Here is a 19,712-nt window from a genome sequence, read left to right as displayed (position 1 = left end):
TTTAAGGCCCAATTGACTGGAACTCCTCGGTGGCGATGGACGTCCTGATCCACAGAACGCTCGCAAAGCGGATGGGGAGTGGACACTTCATGAGGTTCATGGCGGGAGAGAACAAGCGGGGCATTCGGGCAGGTGCGGTCGTCGTGGCCTCGGCCGCCGCCGTCGCGGCGACCGTGTGGGGAGTGGCGACCCTGGTGGAGCCGGGCAAGGCCGCCACGCAGCAGAACGTGGCCCGGCCGACGGACCCCGGTGGTGCCGCCGGGTCGCGGCCGCAGGCGATACCCGAGGGCATAGCCCACGGGTCCGAGGCCGGGGAGAACGCCGTCAACATCACCATCGACGACGGCCCCGACCCCCGGTGGACCCCTCAGGTGCTGGAGGTTCTCCAACGGCACGACGCCAAGGCGACCTTCTGCATGGTCGGCCCGCAGGCCAAGGCCCACCCCGACCTCGTCAAGAAGGTGGTCGCGGCCGGTCACCGGCTCTGCGACCACACCATGGACCACGACACCGCCATGGACAAGAAGCCCGTCGCCTACCAGGAGCAGCAGATCCTGGATGCGAAGAAGCTGATCGAGGAAGCCGCGGGCAGCGGGGCGAAGGTGGAGTACTACCGGGCCCCCGGCGGCGCGTTCACCCCCGACAGCCGGCGCATCGCCGCCGCGCACGGGATGCGGCCGCTCGGCTGGAACGTCGACACGAAGGACTTCGGCAAGCCCGGCACGGCCGCCATCGTCGACGCCGTCAAGCGCGAGATAGGCAACGGCCCGACGGTCCTCTTCCACGACGGCGGCGGCAACCGCGCGCAGACCGTCGACGCCCTCGACCAGGTGCTGGACTGGCTGAGGGAGCAGGGCCGCCCCACCGGTTTCCCGGTCCGCACCGCCCCCTGACACGCCGTCCGCCCGGCGAACGGGTGAGGGTCGACCGTACGGAGCCACCCGCGTTGTTCCCTGGTCGCACCACTCGTACGCACCACCAGGAGGCTCCTGTGGCCATCGCCCCCGGCAAACTGTCCGACCCGTCGGTCGGCGCCCTCGTCGCCGCCGTCAACGCGCACGACAAGGACGCCTTCCTCGCGGTCCTCACCGCCGACGCGACCATGTCCGACGACGGCTCCGACCGCGACCTGCACGACTGGATCGACCGGGAGATCTTCGACTCCGGCGGCCACATGGACGTCCAGTCCGAGTCCGACGGCGGCCGCACCCTGCTCGTCAACTACCGCAACGACACCTGGGGCGAGATGCGCACCACCTGGCGCTTCGTCATCGCCCCCGGCGGCGGCAGGATCAGCCGCTTCGAGACCGGTCAGGCCTGAGGCCGGGTCGGAGGTCGCTCGCGTCATCTCGGAGGCCGGGGCTCCCGTACGGGTGAAAGCGCGCCCGGCGTCGTTCCGGCCCGCCGGAGGGTCCCGTTGGGCCGGGCATGAAGCGCACCCGCATCGCAGCTCTCGCCCTCGCCACCGCCGCGGCGGCCCTCGCCCCCGTCCTCGGCCAGCCGGCCACCGCCGCGGAGACGCCGTACCTCCAGGACCCGGCAGGCGGCGAGAAGGACATGAAGTCGATGTGGACCAAGGACGAGATGCACAAGGTGGAGGGGCAGTTCCGGCTCTACCCGGGGGTCCAGTACAAGACGGTGACCCGCCCCGGACACCCCGACGGGCCGGACTTCGAGCGCCAGGTCGCCGACCCGAAGACGCTGGCGTGGCTGCCCTCGTACGAGTTCGCCTGGTCGGTGTCGGAGTCGGCGGTGGTGAAGAAGGCGGTGACGGTCAAGAAGGGCACGCACCCGATCGTCGTGCGCGCCGTGCTGCGGACGGCCGACGGGGCCGAAGTGGCGCAGGTGCGCAAGGAGCTGACGGGGAAGCCCGCGACCGGGCGCGAGAAGGTCGCGGGCGGCAAGCGGATCGCCTGTGACACCGGTGAGTACGCGGTGGAGTGGTCGGTGACGCGCTCGGGTTACGGGACGCTCACGGGCACGCTGCGCTGGAACTCCAGCTGTGAGCAGTACCGGACGGCGTTCGCCGCGAACCACGGGCAGCAGCGCTGACGAGTGGGGGCCGGCCGCCCCGCGCACCTTGTGGGTGCTCGGCGGGCGACTGGGCCGCGGCCTTGGATCAAGTGCCGTAGTGGCCATGGTGCCGCACGGGGTGCTCTGCGGCAGGGGGCGAAGGTCCCGTGTCGAGGGTCTTTCAGTTCTTCTTGGCGGCTTGGTTCGCCTGGGCGGCGATGTCCTCGAGGACGCCCTTCGGGTCGCCGTTCGGTTCCACGGCGCGGCCGATGTTGCGCTTGATGGTGTCGCTGACCGTCAGCCAGGACGGGTCGTTCACCGGGTAGAGCTGGGCGCCGCGCAGCGCGTCCAGGAACTGCTGGTCGTTCTTGTCCAGGCCGCCGCCGGCCGGGGTGCGCGACGCGGTGATGGTGGAGGGCAGCAGGTGGTAGCGGTCGGCGAATTCCGTCAGGTTCTTGTCCTGGTAGAGGAAGTCCAGGAACTTGGCGATCTCCTCGCGCTTCCCGTTCTGCTTGAAGGCCATCATCCAGTCGGCCACGCCGACGGCCGGCGGGTTCTCCCCGACGCCGAGGTCGTCCGAGACGGGCATGGCGGTGGTGCCGACGCCGATGCCCTTGCCGCGCGCCTCGTGGGCGAGCGACGGGTAGCCGTTGAGCATGCCGACCTCGCCGCGCAGGAAGGCGGCGAAGGCGTCGGCGCGGTTGAGCTTGGCGGGCGGGGTCGGTCCGGTGAGACCGGGGGCGACCAGCTGATCCTTGACCCAGCTCCACGTCTTGATGTTCTGATCGGAGGCCAGGGCGTAGTTGCCGGCGCTGTCGGCGTAGCCGCCGCCGTTGCTCAGCTCCCAGATCATCGCCTCGGCGTGCGCCTCTTCCGGGCCGAGGGGCAGCGCGTACGGGTACGGCACGCCCTTGTCCTTGAGCGCCTTCGCGGCGGCCTTGAGCTCGGACCAGGTCTTCGGGGGCTCCTTGATGCCGGCCTTGGTGAAGAGCGCCTGGTTGTAGAAGAGGAGGCGGCTGCTCGCCACGAAGGGCAGGCCGTAGAGGGTGTTGCCGACGGAGCCGGCGTCGGCGAGCGGCTGCAGGAAATTCGCCTCTGCGGTGACCGAGAGGAGTTCGTTCGCGGGATACAGCTGGCCCTGGGCCGCGAAGTCCGAGTAAGAGCCCATGAGCGCGACATCCGGCGCCTTGCCGGCCTTGACCAGACGGGAGACCTCGCGGTCGATGTCGGCCCACGGCAGGAGCTTGACGTCGACCTTGATTCCGGGGTTGGCCTCGGTGAAATCGGCCGTCATCTTGTCCCAGTAGGGCTTGGAACTGGTGGCCGGGCCGTCGCCGTATTCGGCGGCGATCAGGTGCAGCGTACCGCCGTCACCTGCACTGTCTCCGGAGCCACCACATCCGGCCAGAGGTATCAACAGGCCGAGCACGACCGTGGTGGAGGTCGTGCCGAAGATTCTTCGTCGCACGGGTGTATTCCCCTGATTTTCTTTTGAATCCCGTTGTTACTTATGAGTTGCTCCGGGCTGAGGTGTATCTGGATGTGCCCGTTGGCCGGAATTCTCTCCCGACGAAGGGGTGGTTGATTGCATTGGGGGCGTAGTTGTGGTCAATGCTCCAAGTGCGGCTTTTCCGGCTGGTGTTTTCCGATATGTGATCAACAAAACGGACGCGCGTAGACATGCCGAAAAGCCCGTTTCCGGTCACGGAAACGGGCTGGGGGAGTGGGGGAGTGGGTGAGGGCCTTGAGGGGCTCGTGGCCTGCGGCTCGCGGCCCGCGGCTCAGTCGGCGAACTCGCCGGCGTACGGGTCGGGCTCGCCCGTCTCCGGGTTGCGGCCCTCCTGCCAGCGCCGCTGGGCCTTGCGCCAGTGCACGAAGCTGAGGTGGCCGCCGTCCCAGAAGGTGATGCTGACGGGGCTCACGTCGAACTCGTCGGAGCAGAGCCGGTAGAGGAACTCGGCCATGCCGTACGGATACACCGCGAAGGAGTCGGCGGTGTGCCGCCCGCAGACCAGGACCGGCCACCGGTCCGGATCGGGGTCGGAAGTGAGCCAGCACAGGATGTCCGAGCCGCCGGTGACCCCCCAGGCGATGATCGCCTCCGGGTCCACGTCGAAGGCGGCGCGACCGCCCTCCGCCTCCCAGGCCTGCCGGGCGTTCTCGGTCTCCTCGGCCATCTCCGCCGGATCCCACTGGAGTCCGGGCTTGGGCAGCGGCAGCAGGATGCTCGCCTCGCCGTTGATGGAGCCCGCGCCGAAGCGGCCCATGAACGCGATGAAATCGGCCGGGAACCGGGTCCCCCAGGCGGCCTCGGCCGCCGGCCAGTCGATGTCCTCGTCGGCGCCGTGCGTCGCCGGCATGATCTGCTCCAGCGCCTTGATCCGCGCGTTCTCCGTCATGCCGCTCCCCTGATGCCCCAGCTCAACCGCCCCAACCTACTGCCGCGAAGGGGTGCCGCCTAGCCGGGAGTGAGACGCCCCGGTACGTCCACCTTGACGGAGGTCCCCGGCCGCAGCCCCCAGCCGGCCATGGCTCCGGCCGCCGCCTCCAGGACGTGCCGGGAGCGGAGGCGGGGCAGCCCGAGCCGGCCCGGGGGCATGGTGACCACGGCGAGCACGCGGAGGTTCCGGTCGAGGTACGCCACGTCGATCGCGAACCGCATCCGGAAGGTGTGCACGCCGGCCGCCGGGGTCAGGAGCATGGCGCCGTCGATCCCGTCCCGGCCGAGCAGGCCCCTCGTGCGGGCCCGGTAGGAGGCGGCGACCTCCAGGGGGATGGGGTCCGCGTCGACATGCAGTGTGCCGGGGCCGTCCTGCCAGTTCGCCATGCCGGCCAGCCTAGGGGCGGGGTGCCGCTGCGCGGAGCCGTCTCCCCGCCCCGCCCTTTCGCCGTTTCCCGGGCTCTGCCCGGACCCGGTCCTCAAACGCCGGACGGGCTGAAGTGCAGCCCTGCGCAGCGGGAGCCGGCGGCGCTACCGTCGCCGGATGGGAGTCGCCCTGATCGTTCTCGCCGCCGGCTTCGGCGCCACCGCCGGCTGGCTGCTGCCGCGCGCCGCGTACCGGCTCTCCGTCGAGCCGGGGGAGCCCTGGCGTGACCGCTGCCCGGAGAGGCACCGGGTGCGCGGCTGGCTCGGCCCGGCGCGCTGCCGGGTTGCCGCGGGGGTCCTCGTGCGCGGCTCGGACACCCCGCCGCCCGCGGCCGCGGCCCCGCACGTCTACGGGAGGCGCGCCGCCCCCCTCGCCGTGCTCGTCGGGGCGCTCTGCGCCGGGCTCGGGGCGGCCGTCGGGGTGCGGCCCGAGGCCCTGGTCTACGTGGGGCTCGCCCCGGTGGTCGTGCTGCTCGCCCTCGTCGACCGTGCCGTGCACCGGCTGCCCGACGTACTGACCCTGCCGCTCGCGGCCGGGGCGGCGGCCCTGCTCGGGGCGGCCGCCCTCCTGCCCCGCGCCGGAGGCGACTGGCGGCTCGCCCTGCTCGGCGGCGGCGCGCTCGGAGCGGCGTACCTGTTGCTCCACCTGATCAACCCCGCCGGGATGGGCTTCGGCGACGTCAAGCTGGCGCTCTCGATGGGGGTCGCTCTTGGGTGGTACGGGTGGGGGGTATGGGCGGCGGGGGCCTTCCTGGGGCTCCTCTACGGGGCCCTGTACGGCCTCACCCTGCTGCTGCGCGGCTCCGGGACCCGCGAGCAGGGCTTCGCCTTCGGCCCCTTCATGGCGGCCGGAGCACTCACCGGAGTGCTGCTGGGTGGTTTCGGAGCGTAATCGTGGCGCGCCAATGCACGCAGCATGCTTTACGAAGGGTTATGGTGGAACCCCCCCCTCGGGCCGGTCCGTATCCCCCCCACGGACCGGCCCGTTTTTCGTTTCACCGCCCTTCAACCGGCCCGTGAGACGAATGCGCAGGTCAGCCGCGCTGGGCCCAGATGTTGGTTCCGGGGGTGGACACCGCGAAGGAGTCGATCTCCTTCAACTCGGCCTCGGAGAGCGGCGCGGACGCCAGAGCGGCCACGTTTTCCTCCAGCTGCTTCACGCTGGAAGCGCCGATCAGAGCCGACGTCATGCGGTCGTCGCGCAGCACCCACTTGAGCGCCAGCTGGGCCAGGGACTGGCCGCGGCGGGACGCGATCTCGTTCAGGCCGACGAGCCGGCGGAGCACCTCGTCCGACAGCAGGTCCGGGTTGAGGGACTTGCCCTGCGCGGCGCGCGAGTCCGCCGGGATGCCCTTCAGGTACTTGGCGGTCAGCATCCCCTGCGCGAGCGGCGCGAAGGAGATGCAGCCCATGCCGGCGTCCTCCAGGGTGTCCAGCAGTCCGTCCTCCTCCGTCCAGCGGTTGATCATGGAGTACGAGGGCTGGTGGATGAGCGGGCGGATGCCCATCTCGCGCAGGATCCGCGCCGCCTCGGCCGTCTGCTCGGCCGTGTAGGAGGAGACGCCCACGTACAGCGCCTTGCCCTGCTGGACCGCGGACGCGAGGGCGCCCATGGTCTCCTCCAGCGGGGTCTCCGGGTCGAAGCGGTGCGAGTAGAAGATGTCGACGTAGTCCACGCCCATCCGCTTCAGCGAGGCGTCGAGCGAGCCGAGCAGGTACTTCCGGCTGCCCCACTCGCCGTACGGCCCCTCGTGCATGAAGTAGCCGGCCTTGGTGGAGAGGATCAGCTGGTCGCGGTAGGACGCGAAGTCCTGCGCGAAGATCTTCCCGAAGTTCAGCTCGGCCGAGCCGGGCGGCGGTCCGTAGTTGTTCGCCAGGTCGAAGTGGGTGATGCCGAGGTCGAAGGCCCGGCGCAGGATCGCCCGCTGGGACTCCAGGGACCTGTCGTCGCCGAAGTTGTGCCAGAGGCCGAGGGAGATCGCGGGGAGCTTGAGGCCGCTGTGGCCGGTGCGCCGGTACTCCATGGAGTCGTAGCGCGAGGGCTCTGCCCGATAGGGATTGGTATCAGTCACGTTGTCCTCCCTATCACGGACTTGTGACAGACCGAGTTGGGTACCCCGTCCCACCGCGCAGTAATGTGGCCGCCTCGGGGGAGACCGCACATGGCACGGGGGCATTGCACGGAGGGGCTGGAAGATCGTGAAGCTGCGCGACCTGGTGTACAGGCTTTACGCACGCCGGGTGGAAGGCCGCCTCGACCATGACGCGGCACCCAAGCACATCGGCGTCATCCTGGACGGGAACCGTCGCTGGGCGAAGGCGTCCGGAGGTACGACGGAACAGGGCCACCAGGCCGGAGCCGACAAGATCTCCGAGATGCTCGGCTGGTGCACCGAGACGGACGTCGAGGTCGTCACCCTGTGGATGCTGTCCACGGACAACCTGGACCGGCCCGAGGTCGAGCTCCGACCGCTGCTCAACATCATCGAGAACACCGTCCGGGGCCTCGCCGCGGACGGCCGCTGGCGCGTCCACCACGTCGGCAACCTCGACATCCTGCCCGCCGGGACCCAGAGCGTCCTGAAGGAGGCCGAGGAGGCCACCCACGGCGTCGACGGGATACTCGTCAACGTCGCCGTCGGCTACGGCGGCCGGCAGGAGATCGCCGACGCGGTGCGCTCGCTGCTCCTGGAGCACGCCCGGAAGGGCACCTCCTTCGAGGAGCTCGCCGAGATCCTCGACATCGACCACATCGCCGAGCACCTCTACACGCGCGGCCAGCCCGACCCGGACCTCGTGATCCGCACCAGCGGCGAGCAGCGACTGTCCGGATTCATGCTGTGGCAGAGCGCGCACTCCGAGTACTACTTCTGCGAAGTCTTCTGGCCGGCCTTCCGCAAGGTCGACTTCCTGCGGGCCCTGCGCGACTACGCGGCCCGCCACCGGCGCTACGGCAGCTGATCCCGCGCGGGGGCCCGGCAGGGCTCCGCGGGCCCCCTCGACACCTCCCCTCGAACCCTTCACCAGGGATTCACCGAGCGTCCGTCATATGCCATGGCATGGCCTGGCCTGATCGGGGAATATCCCTTTCAGGTCGATGCCCGATCCACGGGTGTCGAGTCTCAGCGGACGGCATGGGGTCGTCCGCCCGGGAGGCCCTTTGCACCAGGACGCACGTGCGATGCGCACGGACGGAGTGGGAGGGCCGGAAATCGGCCCTGGCATGGGTGCCGATGACCGGTCCGGTCTTCATGGCCCGACCTCTTCCGAGGGGGTACGTCCTTCCGTGGTGACCAGCACGAAGCGCCGCCTGCCCGACAGGCGGACCTATGTCCTCGACACCAGCGTCCTGCTGGCAGACCCCAACGCGATCTCCCGCTTCGACGAGCACGAGGTCGTGCTCCCGATCGTGGTGATCACCGAGCTGGAGGCAAAGAGGCACCATCCCGAACTCGGCTACTTCGCGCGCCAGGCCCTGCGCCTGCTCGACGACTTCCGGGTCCGGTACGGACGCCTCGACGCCCCCATCCCGCTGGGCGATCTGGGTGGCACCCTGCGTGTCGAGCTCAACCACTCCGATCCGGGTGTCCTGCCCGCCGGCTTCCGACTGGGGGACAACGACTCGCGGATCCTCGCCGTCGCCCGCAATCTGCAGGCCGAGGGCTACGACGTGACGGTGGTCTCGAAGGATCTTCCCCTGCGCATCAAGGCCTCCTCCGTGGGGCTGATCGCGGAGGAGTACCGGGCGGAGCTCGCGATCACCGATGCCGGCTGGACGGGGATGAGCGAAGTCGCCCTCTCCGGGGAGCAGGTGGACCTCCTCTACTCCGAGGAGCGGCTCTACGTGCCGGAGGCCGCCGAGCTGCCCGTCCACACCGGGCTGGTCCTGCAGTCCGAGCGCGGAAAGGCGCTCGGCCGGGTCACCGCGGACGGCAACGTGAAGCTCGTGCGGGGCGACCGCGAGGCCTTCGGGCTGCACGGCCGCAGCGCCGAGCAGCGCATCGCCCTGGACCTCCTCCTCGACCCCGAGATCGGGATCATCTCGATGGGCGGCCGGGCCGGCACCGGAAAGTCCGCGCTGGCGCTGTGCGCCGGCCTGGAAGCGGTGCTGGAGCGGAGGCAGCACCAGAAGGTGATGGTCTTCCGGCCGCTGTACGCGGTGGGCGGCCAGGACCTCGGCTACCTGCCCGGGGACGCCGCCGAGAAGATGAGCCCCTGGGCGCAGGCGGTCTTCGACACCCTCTCGGCGGTCGCCGGGCGGGAGGTCATCGAGGAGGTGCTGAACCGCGGGATGCTGGAGGTCCTGCCGCTCACGCACATCCGCGGCCGTTCGCTGCACGACGCCTTCGTGATTGTGGACGAGGCACAGTCGCTGGAGCGGAACGTCCTGCTGACTGTTCTGTCCCGAATCGGCGCGAATTCGCGGGTCGTTCTGACCCACGACGTGGCCCAGCGGGACAACCTGCGGGTCGGCCGGTACGACGGAGTCGTCGCCGTGGTCGAGAAGTTGAAGGGACATCCGCTCTTCGCGCACATCACGCTCACGCGGTCCGAGCGCTCCCCGATCGCCGCACTGGTCACCGAGATGCTCGAAACCCTCTGACCCCGACGGCCGCCTTTCGGGCGGCCGAAACGGTCAAAAACCTCATAGCGGGAAGGTGAGTTGGCGCCGCCCGGCAAAGGCCCGAGAGCCTAGCCGGGCGGCGTCGTGCTGCACAGCCCTTTGGTGAAACAGACGACGACATGCCAGGTGTGACCTTTCCCACGCAACGGAGAATTGCCTTGCGGTGTCGCGTTCCGGCAGAGTCTGGTTTCCGTCAGGCCCCGCATACGGCACTTCTGTATCTCCCGTGAGGTACAAGCAGCACCACAACTCCACAGTCGAATGCCGTATGCCGCCCGGAGCTACACGGAGCAGCCCCCGCGAGGGAGTTGCCCACGGGCCCGCGCCTCCAGTGACCGTAGAACCACGGAGGCCAGAGTCGAGGGGCACTTTTGCGCCCGCGCGGTCACTGCGGACGCTGCTGGAAGGACACCGTGTGAGCCGGATCTCGGTCCGGGGGTTCGCCGTGGCTTCGGCCACCGCGGTCACCACCGTCGGCGCAGTCGTGGGCGTTGCCACCGGCGACCCCACGAACGATCTCGAGACGACCGCTTCCGGCGCGACTCTCCTTGCCGACATCCCGGTCGGCGACCAGGCGGAGGTCCAGAGCGCGTCCCTGACGCAGCAGGCCGACACCATCGCCCACGCGGCCGACGCCGATGCCAAGCGCTCGGCCGAGGAGAGCGCCCGCCTCCAGGCCGCCGAGGACGCCAAGGCCAAGAAGGCCGAAGCGCAGAAGGCCGCGGACGAGAAGGCGAAGAAGGAGCGCGAGGCGAAGGAAGAGGTCGCCAGCCGCTCCGCCGCCCGCGACGCCGGCGACTTCGCCCCCCAGAGCTCCTACACGGTCGCTCAGGTCAAGGCCATCGCCCAGCAGATGGTCCCGGCCGGCCAGTTCCAGTGCTTCTCGAACATCATCAACCAGGAATCCACCTGGAACTACCTGGCCGTGAACAAGTCCTCGGGCGCGTACGGTCTGGTCCAGGCGCTGCCCGGTTCGAAGATGGCCTCGGCCGGCGCGGACTGGCGCACCAACCCCGCCACGCAGATCAAGTGGGGCCTGAACTACATGAACGTCCGCTACGGCAGCCCCTGCGCCGCGTGGACGTACCACCAGGCCAACGGCTGGTACTAGAGCGACCAGAGCGCGCTCAACCCCGAGGAGCCCCGCACCGTCCTACGGTGCGGGGCTCCTCGCGTGTACGGTCTTCGAGGCGTGCCCGAACACGGGGCGGGGGAAGGAAGCGACATGGCGAAGCGGGAAGGCTGGCTCGGCCGGCTCGGGAACAGGCTGAACCGGATGGAGGCGCGGCTCAACGAGCGGCGCGCCGAGGTCGAGGCCGAGACCGGTGGGGACCTACGGGCTCCCGCCTCGGCCGCGTCCGCACCGAAGGCCCCCGAGCCGCCCGCCGCCGCGCCCGTTGCCGTCCCGCCGGTTCCCGCACATCCGCCGGCCCCCGCACATCCGCCGGCCGCGCCGGCCGTCCCCGAGCGCCCCGACCCGGCGAGCGTGGTCCCGTGGGGGATGCGCGTCGCCGCCGAGGCCAGCTGGCGGCTGCTGCTCCTCGCCGGGATGCTCTGGGTGCTGATGAAGGTGATCAGCGAAGTCCGCCTGGTCGTCCTCGCCTTCGCCGCCGCCATGCTCGTCACCGCGATGCTCCAGCCCTTCGTCGTCCGGCTGCGCCGGCTGGGCCTGCCGCGCGGCCTGGCCACGGCGGTCACCGCGATCCTCGGCTTCGTCGTCATCGGGCTCGTCGGCTGGTTCGTGGTCTGGCAGGTCATGGAGAACCTCGACGACCTGTCCGACCGGGTCCGCGACGGCATCAACGAACTCAAGCTCTGGGCACTGGACAGTCCGTTCCACGTGACCGAGAAGCAGATCAACGACATCGCGAAGAACCTCAGCGAGACCATCGGCACGAACACCGAGCAGATCACCTCCGCCGGCCTGCAGGGCGTGACGGTCCTCGTCGAGGTCCTCACCGGCATACTGCTCGCGATGTTCTCGACGCTCTTCCTGCTCTACGACGGCAAGCGCATCTGGAACTGGGCCCTGGGCCTCGTCCCGAACGCCGCCCGGGCCGGAGTCGCCGGGGCCGGTCCGCGGGCCTGGCGCACACTGACCGCGTACGTGCGCGGCACGGTCATCGTCGCGCTCATCGACGCCATCTTCATCGGCCTCGGCATCTACTTCCTGGACGTGCCGATGGCGGTGCCGCTGGCCGTCTTCATCTTCCTCTTCGCCTTCATCCCGCTGGTCGGCGCGGTGGTCTCCGGTGCCCTCGCGGTGGTCGTGGCGCTCGTGACCCAGGGCGTGTGGACCGCCCTGATGGTGCTGCTGGTGGTACTGGCGGTGCAGCAGATCGAGGGGCACGTGCTGCAGCCCTTCATCCTCGGCCGCGCGGTACGGGTGCACCCGCTCGCGGTGGTGCTGTCGGTGGCCGCCGGCGGCATGATCGCGGGCATCGGCGGTGCGGTGGTCGCCGTTCCGCTGGTGGCGGTCACCAACACGGTGGTGGGATACCTGAGGGCGTACTCGCGCGAGCAGCGCCACCACGGAGCCGGCATGGTCGGTCCGGCCCCGCACGGCTCGACCGCCCTGGGCGTCGTACCCGACAAGGACGACCCCAGGTCCTAGCCCGGACCGCTCGCCGACTGCGATGATCAAAGACGGGCGCAGGCCGATGGCGGCGCCCGGGACTTGGGACTGCGGGGGGCGGACATGATCACCGATCCGGAGCTGGACGGGGAGTGGGACACGGCGCAGGCGGCGGAGCCGGCCGAGCCGCTCGCGCCGCGCGAGCGGGCGGCGGCCGCGACCGCACGCCCGTGGCTGTGGGCGCTGGGCGGGGTGGTGGCGGCGTCGGCGGTGTGGGCCGGCGGGCTGTACGCCCTCGGGGACCGGATGGCGGCGCCCACGCTCTCGTACCGGGCGACGAAGAACCTGTGCGAGGACTTCAGGGCGCAGGCGCTGACCGGCATCACCGGGGACCTGCACAAGAGGCCGGTGAACCAGGAGGTCGGCCACCCGGCCCTGGACGGGGCGGCGTGCGTCCTGAACAACAACGCCGACTCGCGGGACTTCTCCGTGTACGTCAACACCGCGCTGCACAAGAAGGTCGACCCCTCGGCGGAGTTCGACGTGCCATCGGTCGACGACCTCGTCAATGTCGGCGGCCTGCGGACGGAAGAGGTACCGGACCTCGGTGAGCGTGCCGTGATGACGTCGTGGGCCGGTGAGCAGGGCATGAACCTCAAGGTGCTGGACGGCGGCGCGGTGTTCAACCTCCGCGTGTTCGCCGCCACCTTCGCGGAGAAGGACGGCCGGCCCGCCACGGACTCCAACGCGGTCCAGGCCGCGCTGATCGCGGACATGCGCGAGCTCATGGCGGCGCTGAAGGAGTAGGGGGCGGAGATGATCACGGAGCCGGAGTTGGACGGGGCGTGGGAGTCGGGGCGGCCGGCCGAGATCGCGCAGGACACGGTGGTGCGCGAGGCGCGGGGGCCGCGCCGGCCGTGGTGGTGGGTGCCGGTGGCCGTGGTGGCCACTTCCGCGCTGTGGGCGGGCGGGCTGTACGCCTACGGGGACCGGCTGAACGGGCCGGAGATCCGCCACCGGGTCACGGAGAACGTGTGCGACCAGTTCAAGGCGCCGGCCCTGGCCGGGGCGCTGGGCGGGTTCGCGAACTCCGACCCGCGGAAGGGCGGCCGGCATCCGGCCATGGACTGGGCCTCCTGCAACCACGACAGTGACCGTTCGGCCCCAGGCGGGTTCTTCGTCGTCGCCGTGGTCGAGCTGCACAAGAAGACGGATCCGGCGCCCGAGTTCGAGCTCGGCTCCCGGTACGACCGGACCATCGACGGCACCGGCGCCGAACAGTGGGAGGCGGTCCCCGGTCTGGGAGAGCAGGCTCTTCTCAGCACCCCCGGGGAAGACGAGGGCCTCCAGTTGCGGGTCCGTGACGGCGGCGCGGTGTTCCTCGTCGAAGTGATGTTCTTCGACCAACTCGAGGACGGTCCGGATGCGCAGGCGAGGCCCTCGGTACGGCCCGACCGGGACGTGCTGGCAGCCGCCGCGGTCGAGGACGCGCGGGCACTGATGGCCGCGCTGCGGAAGTGAACGCGCAGGGCCCCCGCGGCCGGAGACGGCTGCGGGGGCCCTGACGGTCGTACGCGTGGTTACTCGGCGACGAGCGCGGCCTCGACGTCGAGGGCGGCCTCGGCGTCGAGGGTGACCGCGACGGCCTGGATCACCGAGGCGATCTTGAAGGCCTCCTGGATCGTCTCGCGGTCGACGCCGGCCTTGCGCAGGACCTGCTCGTGCGAGTCCAGGCACTGGCCGCAGCCGTTGATCGCGGAGACGGCGAGCGACCACAGCTCGAAGTCGACCTTCTCCACGCCCGGGTTGCCGATGACGTTCATCCGCAGGCCCGCGCGCAGCGTGCCGTACTCCGGGTCGGAGAGCAGGTGCCGCGTGCGGTAGAAGACGTTGTTCATCGCCATGATCGCCGCGGCGGACTTGGCGGCGGTGTACGCCTCGGGCGAGAGGTTCGCCTTCGCCTCGGGCTCCAGCTCACGCAGGACGCGCGGGGAGCGGGCGGCGATCGCGCAGGACAGGACGGTGCCCCACAGCTGCTGCTGCGGGAGGTCGCTGTTGCCGATGACCGAACCGAGGTTCAGCTTCAGGTCCTTGGCGAAGTCCGGTACGGCCGACTTCAGGGAGTCCAGGGACATCCGTCACTCACCGGCCAGCAGGGCGCCGGCGTCGATGGTGGCCTCGCCCTTGGTCCAGTTGCAGGGGCACAGCTCGTCGGTCTGCAGGGCGTCGAGGACCCGCAGGACCTCCTTGGGGTTACGGCCCACGGAACCGGCGGTCACCATCGAGAACTGGATCTCGTTGTTCGGGTCCACGATGAAGACGGCGCGCATCGGGAGGCCGTCCTCGCCGAGGATGCCGAGCTCGGCCGACAGCTCGCGCTTGATGTCGGACATCATCGGGAAGGGCAGGTCACGCAGGTCGGCGTGGTCCTTGCGCCAGGCGTGGTGCACGTACTCGGAGTCGAGGGAGAAGCCGAGGACCTGCGCGTCGCGGTCGGCGAACTCGTCGTTCAGCTTGCCGAAGGCGGCGATCTCGGTCGGGCACACGAAGGTGAAGTCCAGCGGCCAGGCGAAGACGACCTTCCACTTGCCCTCGTAGGTCTTGTGGTCGATCTGCGCGAACTCGGCACCGGCCTCGAGCGAGACACAGGCGGTCAGGTCGAAGGCGGGGAACTTGTCACCAACAGTGAGCACGCGCTCTCCTTGAGAAGAGGAAAATAGCCCTTTTTGGGGGTTTTCCGATGGGGTTGGACGTATCTCACATGCTGACACACCTGCATTGATTGTAGAAATAGCTAGTCTTGTGGTGGGTGATCGGAGGTACCTATCAGTGGCCGTGGGTAACAGGGGAGCGAAGCAGCCGACCCTCGCACAGTTGCGCGCCTTCGCGGCGGTCGCCGAACACCTGCACTTCCGGGACGCCGCCGCGGCCATCGGGATGAGCCAGCCGGCGCTCTCCGGAGCCGTCTCCGCGCTGGAGGAGGCCCTCGGCGTGCAGCTGCTGGAGCGCACCACCCGCAAGGTGCTGCTCTCCCCGGCCGGCGAACGGATCGCGGCCCGGGCGCAGCTGGTGCTCGACGCGATGGGCGGGCTGCTGGAGGAGGCCGAGGCGGTACGGGCCCCCTTCACCGGGATCCTGCGGTTCGGGGTGATCCCCACGGTGGCCCCGTACCTGCTGCCGACCGTGCTCGGGCTCTTCCACCGGCGCTACCCCCGGATGGACCTCCAGGTGCACGAGGAGCAGACCGCCACCCTGTTGGAGGGGCTGGCCACCGGACGGCTGGACCTGCTCCTGCTGGCGGTGCCGCTCGGGGTCCCCGGGGTCACCGAACTGCCCGTGTTCGACGAGGACTTCGTCCTGCTCGCCCCCCGGGAGCACGCGCTGGCCGGGCGCCGGGACATCCCGCTGGAGGAACTGCGGGGACTGCAGCTGCTGTTGCTCGACGAAGGGCACTGTCTGCGCGACCAGGCCCTCGACATCTGCCGGGAGGCGGGCCGCACCACCGGGGCGGACGTGACGACGACCGCCGCGGGGCTCTCCACCCTCGTCCAGCTGGTCGCCGGCGGGCTGGGGGTGACGCTGCTGCCGCGCAGCGCGCTGCGGCTGGAGACGGCCCGCAACGAGTACCTGTCCACCGGGTACTTCGCCGAGCCCGCCCCCTCGCGGCGGATCGCCCTCGCCATGCGCACCGGGACGGCCCGCCAGGAGGAGTTCCGGACGATCGCCGCCGCACTGCGCGAAGCCGTACGCCCGCTCCCGGTGTGGCCCACCGACTAGGTCGTCTCTTTTGGATCTTGCCGGTTAAGCCCGCGTCGTCTGGCGCCGTGCATCGCAAGGCGGAGGGGCGCCCGAGTACTGGACGTACTTGGGCGCCCCGACAACGCGGCGAGGTGCGGTGCCAGACGACGCGGGCCAGGCAAGATCCGGAAGAGACGGCCTAGGGGGAGCCGCAGGCGTCACCGGGAACGGGCGTACGGGTCAGGGGCGCGCGGAGGTCACTCCGTGCGCAGGCCGTCCGGGCGCATCAGGCGCAGCAGCGGCGGCAGGCTGAGCAGGGTCACCACGACGACGACACCCGCGCCGGCGGCCGTCATCCCGAGCACCGAGGCCCAGTCGATCCGAACCGGCGTGGCGGCCATGTTCATCAGAACGGCGCCCAGCCCCACGCCCGCCCCGGCCGCCAGCACCAGGCCCAGCACGATCGGCACGGCCGTCTGCCACAGCACCGACAGGCTCAGCGTGGAGCGCTTGGTGCCGAAGGCGACCAGGGAGGAGAGCAGCCGCCGGCGCTCGCGCAACTGCTCCAGCTGGGAGACGAGCAGGCTTCCGCCGATCAGGACCAGTACGGCGATGGCACCGAAGAACAGCCCCGTGCGGATCGAGGAGTAGCCGGCGGCCTCGGTGGTGTGCCGCAGCGTCATCGCCGTGACGAACGGGTCCGCCTTGAAGACGGCGTTGCGCGCCCGGTCCAGGGCGTCCGGACCGGACTCGTCGACCTGGACGAAGATCCGCGCGTCCGGGAAATCGCCGATCTCCTTCGGCGCGGCCGACGGGGTCACCAGCAGGCCGCTGCGCAGCTGCCCTGTGGGGTCCTCCCGGCTGGGGACCGTGCGGGCGTCCGCCGGGACCTTCCACTTCTGCGGACCGGGCCGATCCGCCGTCCCGGACCCGGCCCCGTAGCCACTGACGTTGCCGACGAACAGCTCGTCGCCGGGCTTCGCCGTGGCCCCGTAGACGGCCTGCGAGCGGGAGCCGGTCAGGATGAAGGCATCGCCCTCCTTGCAGGAGTCGAGCGTCGCGACCTCGCCGAGCGCGTCGCAGGTGCCGATGGTGACCCGGACGGTGTCCTCCGCGGGCACCTGGCGGGCGGCCTGCGTGGAGGTCAGCGGGACGGCGCGGGTGACGCCCTGCACGGCGGAGATCCGCTGTGCGAGGTCGTCCATGCGCGTCTCCGCTTCGCGGTTCACCATGACGGCGACGGCGGCCCTGCCGGGATCCTGTCCGGTCGGCTTGGTGTAGTCGCCCTCGACGCCTGCGAAGAGCATCTGGAGGGCGATGGCGCCCGCGACGGCCACGGCGATGCCGTTGACGAGGCGGGCGGCGGCGCCGCTGTTGACCTGGAGCCGGCGCACGGCCAGCTGCCAGGAGACCGGTCCGGCGGACATCTTCGCGACGAAGCGTTCCAGCAGCCAGGGGAGCAGCACGGTGATCCCGACCAGCAGCAGCACCACCCCTCCCGAGACCTGCCACTGGTTGAACCTGCCGTGGTCGTTGCCGCGGCCGCCCATGGGCACCAGCAGGCCGAGCCCGATCAGCGGGAGCAGCAGCCGCCACCAGATGCGGCGCCGCGAGGGCTTGGCCGTACGGACGACGCCCAGCGGCTCGATGACCACACCGCGCAGCGCGAACAGGGTCACGGCCACCGCCGCCGCGGGCACCGCGAGGGCGACCAGGACGGCGAGCCAGGGCGCCGGGTCGAGGTCGGCGGGGAAGACGCTGCGCTGCCGGAGGCTGAGGCTGCCGACCAGGGAGCGGCCGACGGCGAAGAAGCCGGTGCCCAGCACCAGTCCGACCAGCGAGCCGGCCAGTGCCTCGCCGGCCGCGATCCGGCGGACCATCCGGCTGTCGGCGCCGACCAGCCGCAGCGCGGCGAGCCTCCGGTCGCGCCGCTCCCCGCCGAAGCGGACGGCGGTGGCGATGAACACGGCGACGGGCATCAGCAGGGCGACGAACGTCAGCACGACCATCAGCATGAGCACGGGGTCGAGGCCCTCGCGGTCCGCGTCGTAGCCGAAGCCGGTGACGCGCTCGACGCGGTAGTCCTCGGCGCCGTTCTTCCGGAGGGTGTCGCTGCCCAGGTAGAAGAGGAGTTCGCCGGGGCCGACCAGCCCCGGGTCGCCGACGATCTCACTGACCCGCGCGTCGAGCCGCTCGCGCAGCAGGGCGCCGTCGGAGGACTTCAGCAACGCGTCGAGGGCGGGGGAGAGGGCCATCTCGCCCGGGCCGGGGATCCGCTTCAGACCGGGCGGCAGCGGCGCGTCCGGGCCTTCGGCCCGCAGCACGTGCCCCTCGATGTCCTTGTGGCGGTACGTCTGGCCGACGCGGGCGATCAGCAGGGTGTCGGGCCCGGGGGCGTCGGCCCGCTCGGAGCTCATCGTCGACCGCGCGTCGCCGCGCTCGTACCGCGCGGAGAGGGCGCCGGGGATCGCGGTGCTGATCAGCAGCAGCGCGACGCCGAGACCGACACCCACGCCGGTGAGCAGGGTGCGGATCCATCCCTCGCGGCCGCCGCCGAAGGCGAAGCGGATGCCCATGCCGAGATCGCGGGCCCAGACCCGGAGCCGGCTCATACGATCCGCTCCATGTCGCGGGACTTCCCGTCGCGCACGACGATCTCGCGGTCGGAGTACGCGGCCACGCGCGTCTCGTGCGTGACGAGCACGACGGCGGCGTTGGCGGACCGGGCGGCCTCCGTGAGCAACTGCATGACGAGTTCGCCGTTGAGGGAGTCGAGGGCTCCGGTGGGCTCGTCGGCGAAGATCACCCGGGGGCGGGTGACGAGGGCGCGGGCGACGGCCACGCGCTGCCCCTGACCGCCGGAAATCTCGCCGGGCCGCTTGCCCCCGAGGTCCTCCACCTGGAGCTGCTCCATCCAGTGCAGGGCGGTGCGTTCGGCCTCCTTGCGCTTGACGCCGGTCAGGCGCAGCGGGAGCGCGACGTTCTCCACACAGGTCAACTCCGGTACGAGCTGGCCGAACTGGAAGACGAAGCCGAACTCGGTGCGGCGCAGCTCGCTGCGCTCGGCGTCGCTCATGGAGATGAGCTCGCGGCCGGCGTAGGTGATGGAGCCGGAGTCGGGAGGGACGATGCCCGCGAGGCAGTGCAGCAGCGTCGACTTGCCGGAGCCGGAGGGGCCCATGACGGCGACGACCTCGCCGGGGTGGATGGAGAACTCGGCGCCGTCGAGGGCCTTGGTGGTGCCGAACGCCTTGCGCAGGTCCGTCGCGGCGAGGAGGGAACCGGCCGGGGTCATCATCGGCGGACCTCCCGCGCGAGCTGGTCGAGGCGGGCCGCCGTGAGCTCCAGCCACCGCAGGTCCGCCTCCAGGTGGAAGAGGGCGTGGTCGCAGACGAGCTGGTCGGCTATGTCGCCCTTGCGCTTGCGCTGGGTGAGGATGCGCATGAGGCGCAGGTGCTCGGCGCGCTGGGTGTCCAGCAGCTCGTCGGCGCGGCGGCCGGTGAGCAGGGCCAGGACGACCTTGGTGTAGAGGGTCGAGTGGAGGTAGGGCTCGGGCTTCTCGGGCTGGGAGAGCCAGGCCTCGACGTCGGTGATGCCGGCGTCGGTGATGGCGTACCGCTTGCGTTCGGGACCGCCGCCGCTCTCCACGCCGTCGACCTCGACGAGGCCGTTCTTCAGGAGGCGGGACATGGTCGAGTAGACCTGCCCGTAGGCGAGGGGGCGATCGTGGCCGAACTTCTCGTCGAAGGTGCGCTTGAGGTCGTAGCCGTGGCGCGGACCGGCCTCGAGGAGGCCCAGGAGCGTGTGACCGATGGACATGCCCGCGACTCTACACCGTGTGTATACGCGCAGTGTATAGAGGGTCGAAAGGCGGGGGCCGGACCGTGTGGAGCGCG

General features: G+C 70.8%; 20 protein-coding genes. 11 read left to right on the top strand and 9 right to left on the bottom strand.

Features of this window, described 5'->3' with window-relative positions; genetic code table 11:
• Positions 1-98 precede the first annotated feature (98 nt).
• The 3 genes from ACFYZ4_RS21935 (at position 99) to ACFYZ4_RS21925 (ending at position 2,052) form a co-directional block, all read left to right on the top strand.
• Positions 99-893 carry a polysaccharide deacetylase family protein gene (locus ACFYZ4_RS21935; protein ID WP_390784601.1) on the top strand — a complete coding sequence of 265 codons (795 nt, stop codon included), beginning with the start codon at positions 99-101 and terminating at the stop codon, positions 891-893.
• Positions 894-991: 98 nt separating this feature from the next.
• A complete protein-coding gene (locus ACFYZ4_RS21930; protein ID WP_351301787.1) occupies positions 992-1,321 on the top strand; it encodes a nuclear transport factor 2 family protein in 330 nt (109 codons plus the stop codon).
• Between the two features lie 107 nt (positions 1,322-1,428).
• Positions 1,429-2,052, top strand: a complete 624-nt coding sequence (locus ACFYZ4_RS21925; RefSeq protein WP_351301790.1) for a hypothetical protein — start codon at positions 1,429-1,431, stop codon at positions 2,050-2,052.
• A 142-nt stretch (positions 2,053-2,194) separates the two neighbouring features.
• On the opposite strand, the gene ACFYZ4_RS21920 is transcribed toward ACFYZ4_RS21925, so the two are convergent.
• From ACFYZ4_RS21920 to ACFYZ4_RS21910, 3 genes are all read right to left on the bottom strand, one after another.
• Positions 2,195-3,481, bottom strand: a complete 1,287-nt coding sequence (locus ACFYZ4_RS21920) for an extracellular solute-binding protein (RefSeq protein WP_384342239.1) — start codon at positions 3,479-3,481, stop codon at positions 2,195-2,197.
• A gap of 313 nt (positions 3,482-3,794) precedes the next feature.
• On the bottom strand, positions 3,795-4,412 hold the full coding sequence (locus ACFYZ4_RS21915) for an SMI1/KNR4 family protein (RefSeq protein ID WP_351301796.1): 618 nt from the start codon (positions 4,410-4,412) through the stop codon (positions 3,795-3,797).
• Between the two features lie 59 nt (positions 4,413-4,471).
• Positions 4,472-4,840, bottom strand: a complete 369-nt coding sequence (locus ACFYZ4_RS21910) for a DUF192 domain-containing protein (RefSeq protein WP_390784600.1) — start codon at positions 4,838-4,840, stop codon at positions 4,472-4,474.
• A gap of 157 nt (positions 4,841-4,997) precedes the next feature.
• Between ACFYZ4_RS21910 and ACFYZ4_RS21905 the strand changes: the two genes are divergently transcribed.
• A complete protein-coding gene (locus ACFYZ4_RS21905) occupies positions 4,998-5,771 on the top strand; it encodes a prepilin peptidase (RefSeq protein ID WP_384342235.1) in 774 nt (257 codons plus the stop codon).
• 142 nt (positions 5,772-5,913) lie between these two features.
• On the opposite strand, the gene mgrA is transcribed toward ACFYZ4_RS21905, so the two are convergent.
• Positions 5,914-6,951: an L-glyceraldehyde 3-phosphate reductase gene (gene mgrA / locus ACFYZ4_RS21900; RefSeq protein ID WP_390784599.1), complete on the bottom strand. Its 1,038-nt coding sequence runs from the start codon at positions 6,949-6,951 to the stop codon at positions 5,914-5,916.
• Positions 6,952-7,078: 127 nt separating this feature from the next.
• Between mgrA and ACFYZ4_RS21895 the strand changes: the two genes are divergently transcribed.
• The 6 genes from ACFYZ4_RS21895 (at position 7,079) to ACFYZ4_RS21870 (ending at position 13,599) form a co-directional block, all read left to right on the top strand.
• Entirely contained in the window at positions 7,079-7,840 is a 762-nt protein-coding gene (locus ACFYZ4_RS21895) for an isoprenyl transferase (RefSeq protein ID WP_351301808.1), read from the top strand.
• A 325-nt stretch (positions 7,841-8,165) separates the two neighbouring features.
• A complete protein-coding gene (locus ACFYZ4_RS21890; protein WP_351301811.1) occupies positions 8,166-9,482 on the top strand; it encodes a PhoH family protein in 1,317 nt (438 codons plus the stop codon).
• Between the two features lie 436 nt (positions 9,483-9,918).
• The gene (locus ACFYZ4_RS21885; protein WP_351583913.1) at positions 9,919-10,614 is read left to right on the top strand and encodes a transglycosylase SLT domain-containing protein; all 696 of its coding nucleotides are present in this window, start codon (positions 9,919-9,921) and stop codon (positions 10,612-10,614) included.
• Between the two features lie 114 nt (positions 10,615-10,728).
• Positions 10,729-12,117: an AI-2E family transporter gene (locus ACFYZ4_RS21880; protein WP_351301817.1), complete on the top strand. Its 1,389-nt coding sequence runs from the start codon at positions 10,729-10,731 to the stop codon at positions 12,115-12,117.
• 84 nt (positions 12,118-12,201) lie between these two features.
• A complete protein-coding gene (locus ACFYZ4_RS21875) occupies positions 12,202-12,885 on the top strand; it encodes a hypothetical protein (RefSeq protein ID WP_351301820.1) in 684 nt (227 codons plus the stop codon).
• Positions 12,886-12,894: 9 nt separating this feature from the next.
• The gene (locus tag ACFYZ4_RS21870; RefSeq protein WP_390784598.1) at positions 12,895-13,599 is read left to right on the top strand and encodes a hypothetical protein; all 705 of its coding nucleotides are present in this window, start codon (positions 12,895-12,897) and stop codon (positions 13,597-13,599) included.
• Between the two features lie 59 nt (positions 13,600-13,658).
• Here the strand turns inward: ACFYZ4_RS21870 and ACFYZ4_RS21865 are convergent, their stop codons facing one another.
• The gene (locus tag ACFYZ4_RS21865; RefSeq protein WP_351301826.1) at positions 13,659-14,213 is read right to left on the bottom strand and encodes an alkyl hydroperoxide reductase; all 555 of its coding nucleotides are present in this window, start codon (positions 14,211-14,213) and stop codon (positions 13,659-13,661) included.
• Between the two features lie 3 nt (positions 14,214-14,216).
• On the bottom strand, positions 14,217-14,771 hold the full coding sequence (locus ACFYZ4_RS21860) for a peroxiredoxin (RefSeq protein ID WP_351301829.1): 555 nt from the start codon (positions 14,769-14,771) through the stop codon (positions 14,217-14,219).
• Positions 14,772-14,907: 136 nt separating this feature from the next.
• Between ACFYZ4_RS21860 and ACFYZ4_RS21855 the strand changes: the two genes are divergently transcribed.
• Positions 14,908-15,855, top strand: a complete 948-nt coding sequence (locus ACFYZ4_RS21855; protein ID WP_384342226.1) for a hydrogen peroxide-inducible genes activator — start codon at positions 14,908-14,910, stop codon at positions 15,853-15,855.
• Between the two features lie 218 nt (positions 15,856-16,073).
• Here the strand turns inward: ACFYZ4_RS21855 and ACFYZ4_RS21850 are convergent, their stop codons facing one another.
• From ACFYZ4_RS21850 to ACFYZ4_RS21840, 3 genes are read right to left on the bottom strand one after another with little or no spacing between them, the layout of a single operon-like run.
• Positions 16,074-18,428, bottom strand: a complete 2,355-nt coding sequence (locus ACFYZ4_RS21850) for an FtsX-like permease family protein (RefSeq protein WP_390784597.1) — start codon at positions 18,426-18,428, stop codon at positions 16,074-16,076.
• The gene (locus tag ACFYZ4_RS21845) at positions 18,425-19,111 is read right to left on the bottom strand and encodes an ABC transporter ATP-binding protein (protein ID WP_384342323.1); all 687 of its coding nucleotides are present in this window, start codon (positions 19,109-19,111) and stop codon (positions 18,425-18,427) included. The genes ACFYZ4_RS21850 and ACFYZ4_RS21845 overlap by 4 nt, the downstream gene beginning before the upstream one ends.
• On the bottom strand, positions 19,111-19,635 hold the full coding sequence (locus ACFYZ4_RS21840) for a PadR family transcriptional regulator (protein WP_266380636.1): 525 nt from the start codon (positions 19,633-19,635) through the stop codon (positions 19,111-19,113). The genes ACFYZ4_RS21845 and ACFYZ4_RS21840 overlap by 1 nt, the downstream gene beginning before the upstream one ends.
• Positions 19,636-19,712: the final 77 nt, after the last annotated feature.

The organism is Streptomyces sp. NPDC001513, from assembly GCF_042894695.1.
GTDB lineage: Bacteria > Actinomycetota > Actinomycetes > Streptomycetales > Streptomycetaceae > Streptomyces.
Note: the sequence above shows the minus strand (reverse complement) of the source record. Positions and strands in the feature narration are given on the sequence as shown.

Bases quoted from the DNA above. Each gene is read 5' to 3' on its own strand.
- ACFYZ4_RS21935 (WP_390784601.1), top strand. From the start codon at position 99: ATGGCGGGAGAGAACAAGCGGGGCATTCGGGCAGGTGCGGTCGTCGTG.
- ACFYZ4_RS21925 (WP_351301790.1), top strand. From the start codon at position 1,429: ATGAAGCGCACCCGCATCGCAGCTCTCGCCCTCGCCACCGCCGCGGCG.
- ACFYZ4_RS21915 (WP_351301796.1), bottom strand. From the start codon at position 4,412: ATGACGGAGAACGCGCGGATCAAGGCGCTGGAGCAGATCATGCCGGCG.
- ACFYZ4_RS21910 (WP_390784600.1), bottom strand. From the start codon at position 4,840: ATGGCGAACTGGCAGGACGGCCCCGGCACACTGCATGTCGACGCGGAC.
- ACFYZ4_RS21905 (WP_384342235.1), top strand. From the start codon at position 4,998: ATGGGAGTCGCCCTGATCGTTCTCGCCGCCGGCTTCGGCGCCACCGCC.
- ACFYZ4_RS21880 (WP_351301817.1), top strand. From the start codon at position 10,729: ATGGCGAAGCGGGAAGGCTGGCTCGGCCGGCTCGGGAACAGGCTGAAC.
- ACFYZ4_RS21875 (WP_351301820.1), top strand. From the start codon at position 12,202: ATGATCACCGATCCGGAGCTGGACGGGGAGTGGGACACGGCGCAGGCG.
- ACFYZ4_RS21870 (WP_390784598.1), top strand. From the start codon at position 12,895: ATGATCACGGAGCCGGAGTTGGACGGGGCGTGGGAGTCGGGGCGGCCG.
- ACFYZ4_RS21865 (WP_351301826.1), bottom strand. From the start codon at position 14,213: ATGTCCCTGGACTCCCTGAAGTCGGCCGTACCGGACTTCGCCAAGGAC.
- ACFYZ4_RS21850 (WP_390784597.1), bottom strand. From the start codon at position 18,428: ATGAGCCGGCTCCGGGTCTGGGCCCGCGATCTCGGCATGGGCATCCGC.
- ACFYZ4_RS21845 (WP_384342323.1), bottom strand. From the start codon at position 19,111: ATGACCCCGGCCGGTTCCCTCCTCGCCGCGACGGACCTGCGCAAGGCG.
- ACFYZ4_RS21840 (WP_266380636.1), bottom strand. From the start codon at position 19,635: ATGTCCATCGGTCACACGCTCCTGGGCCTCCTCGAGGCCGGTCCGCGC.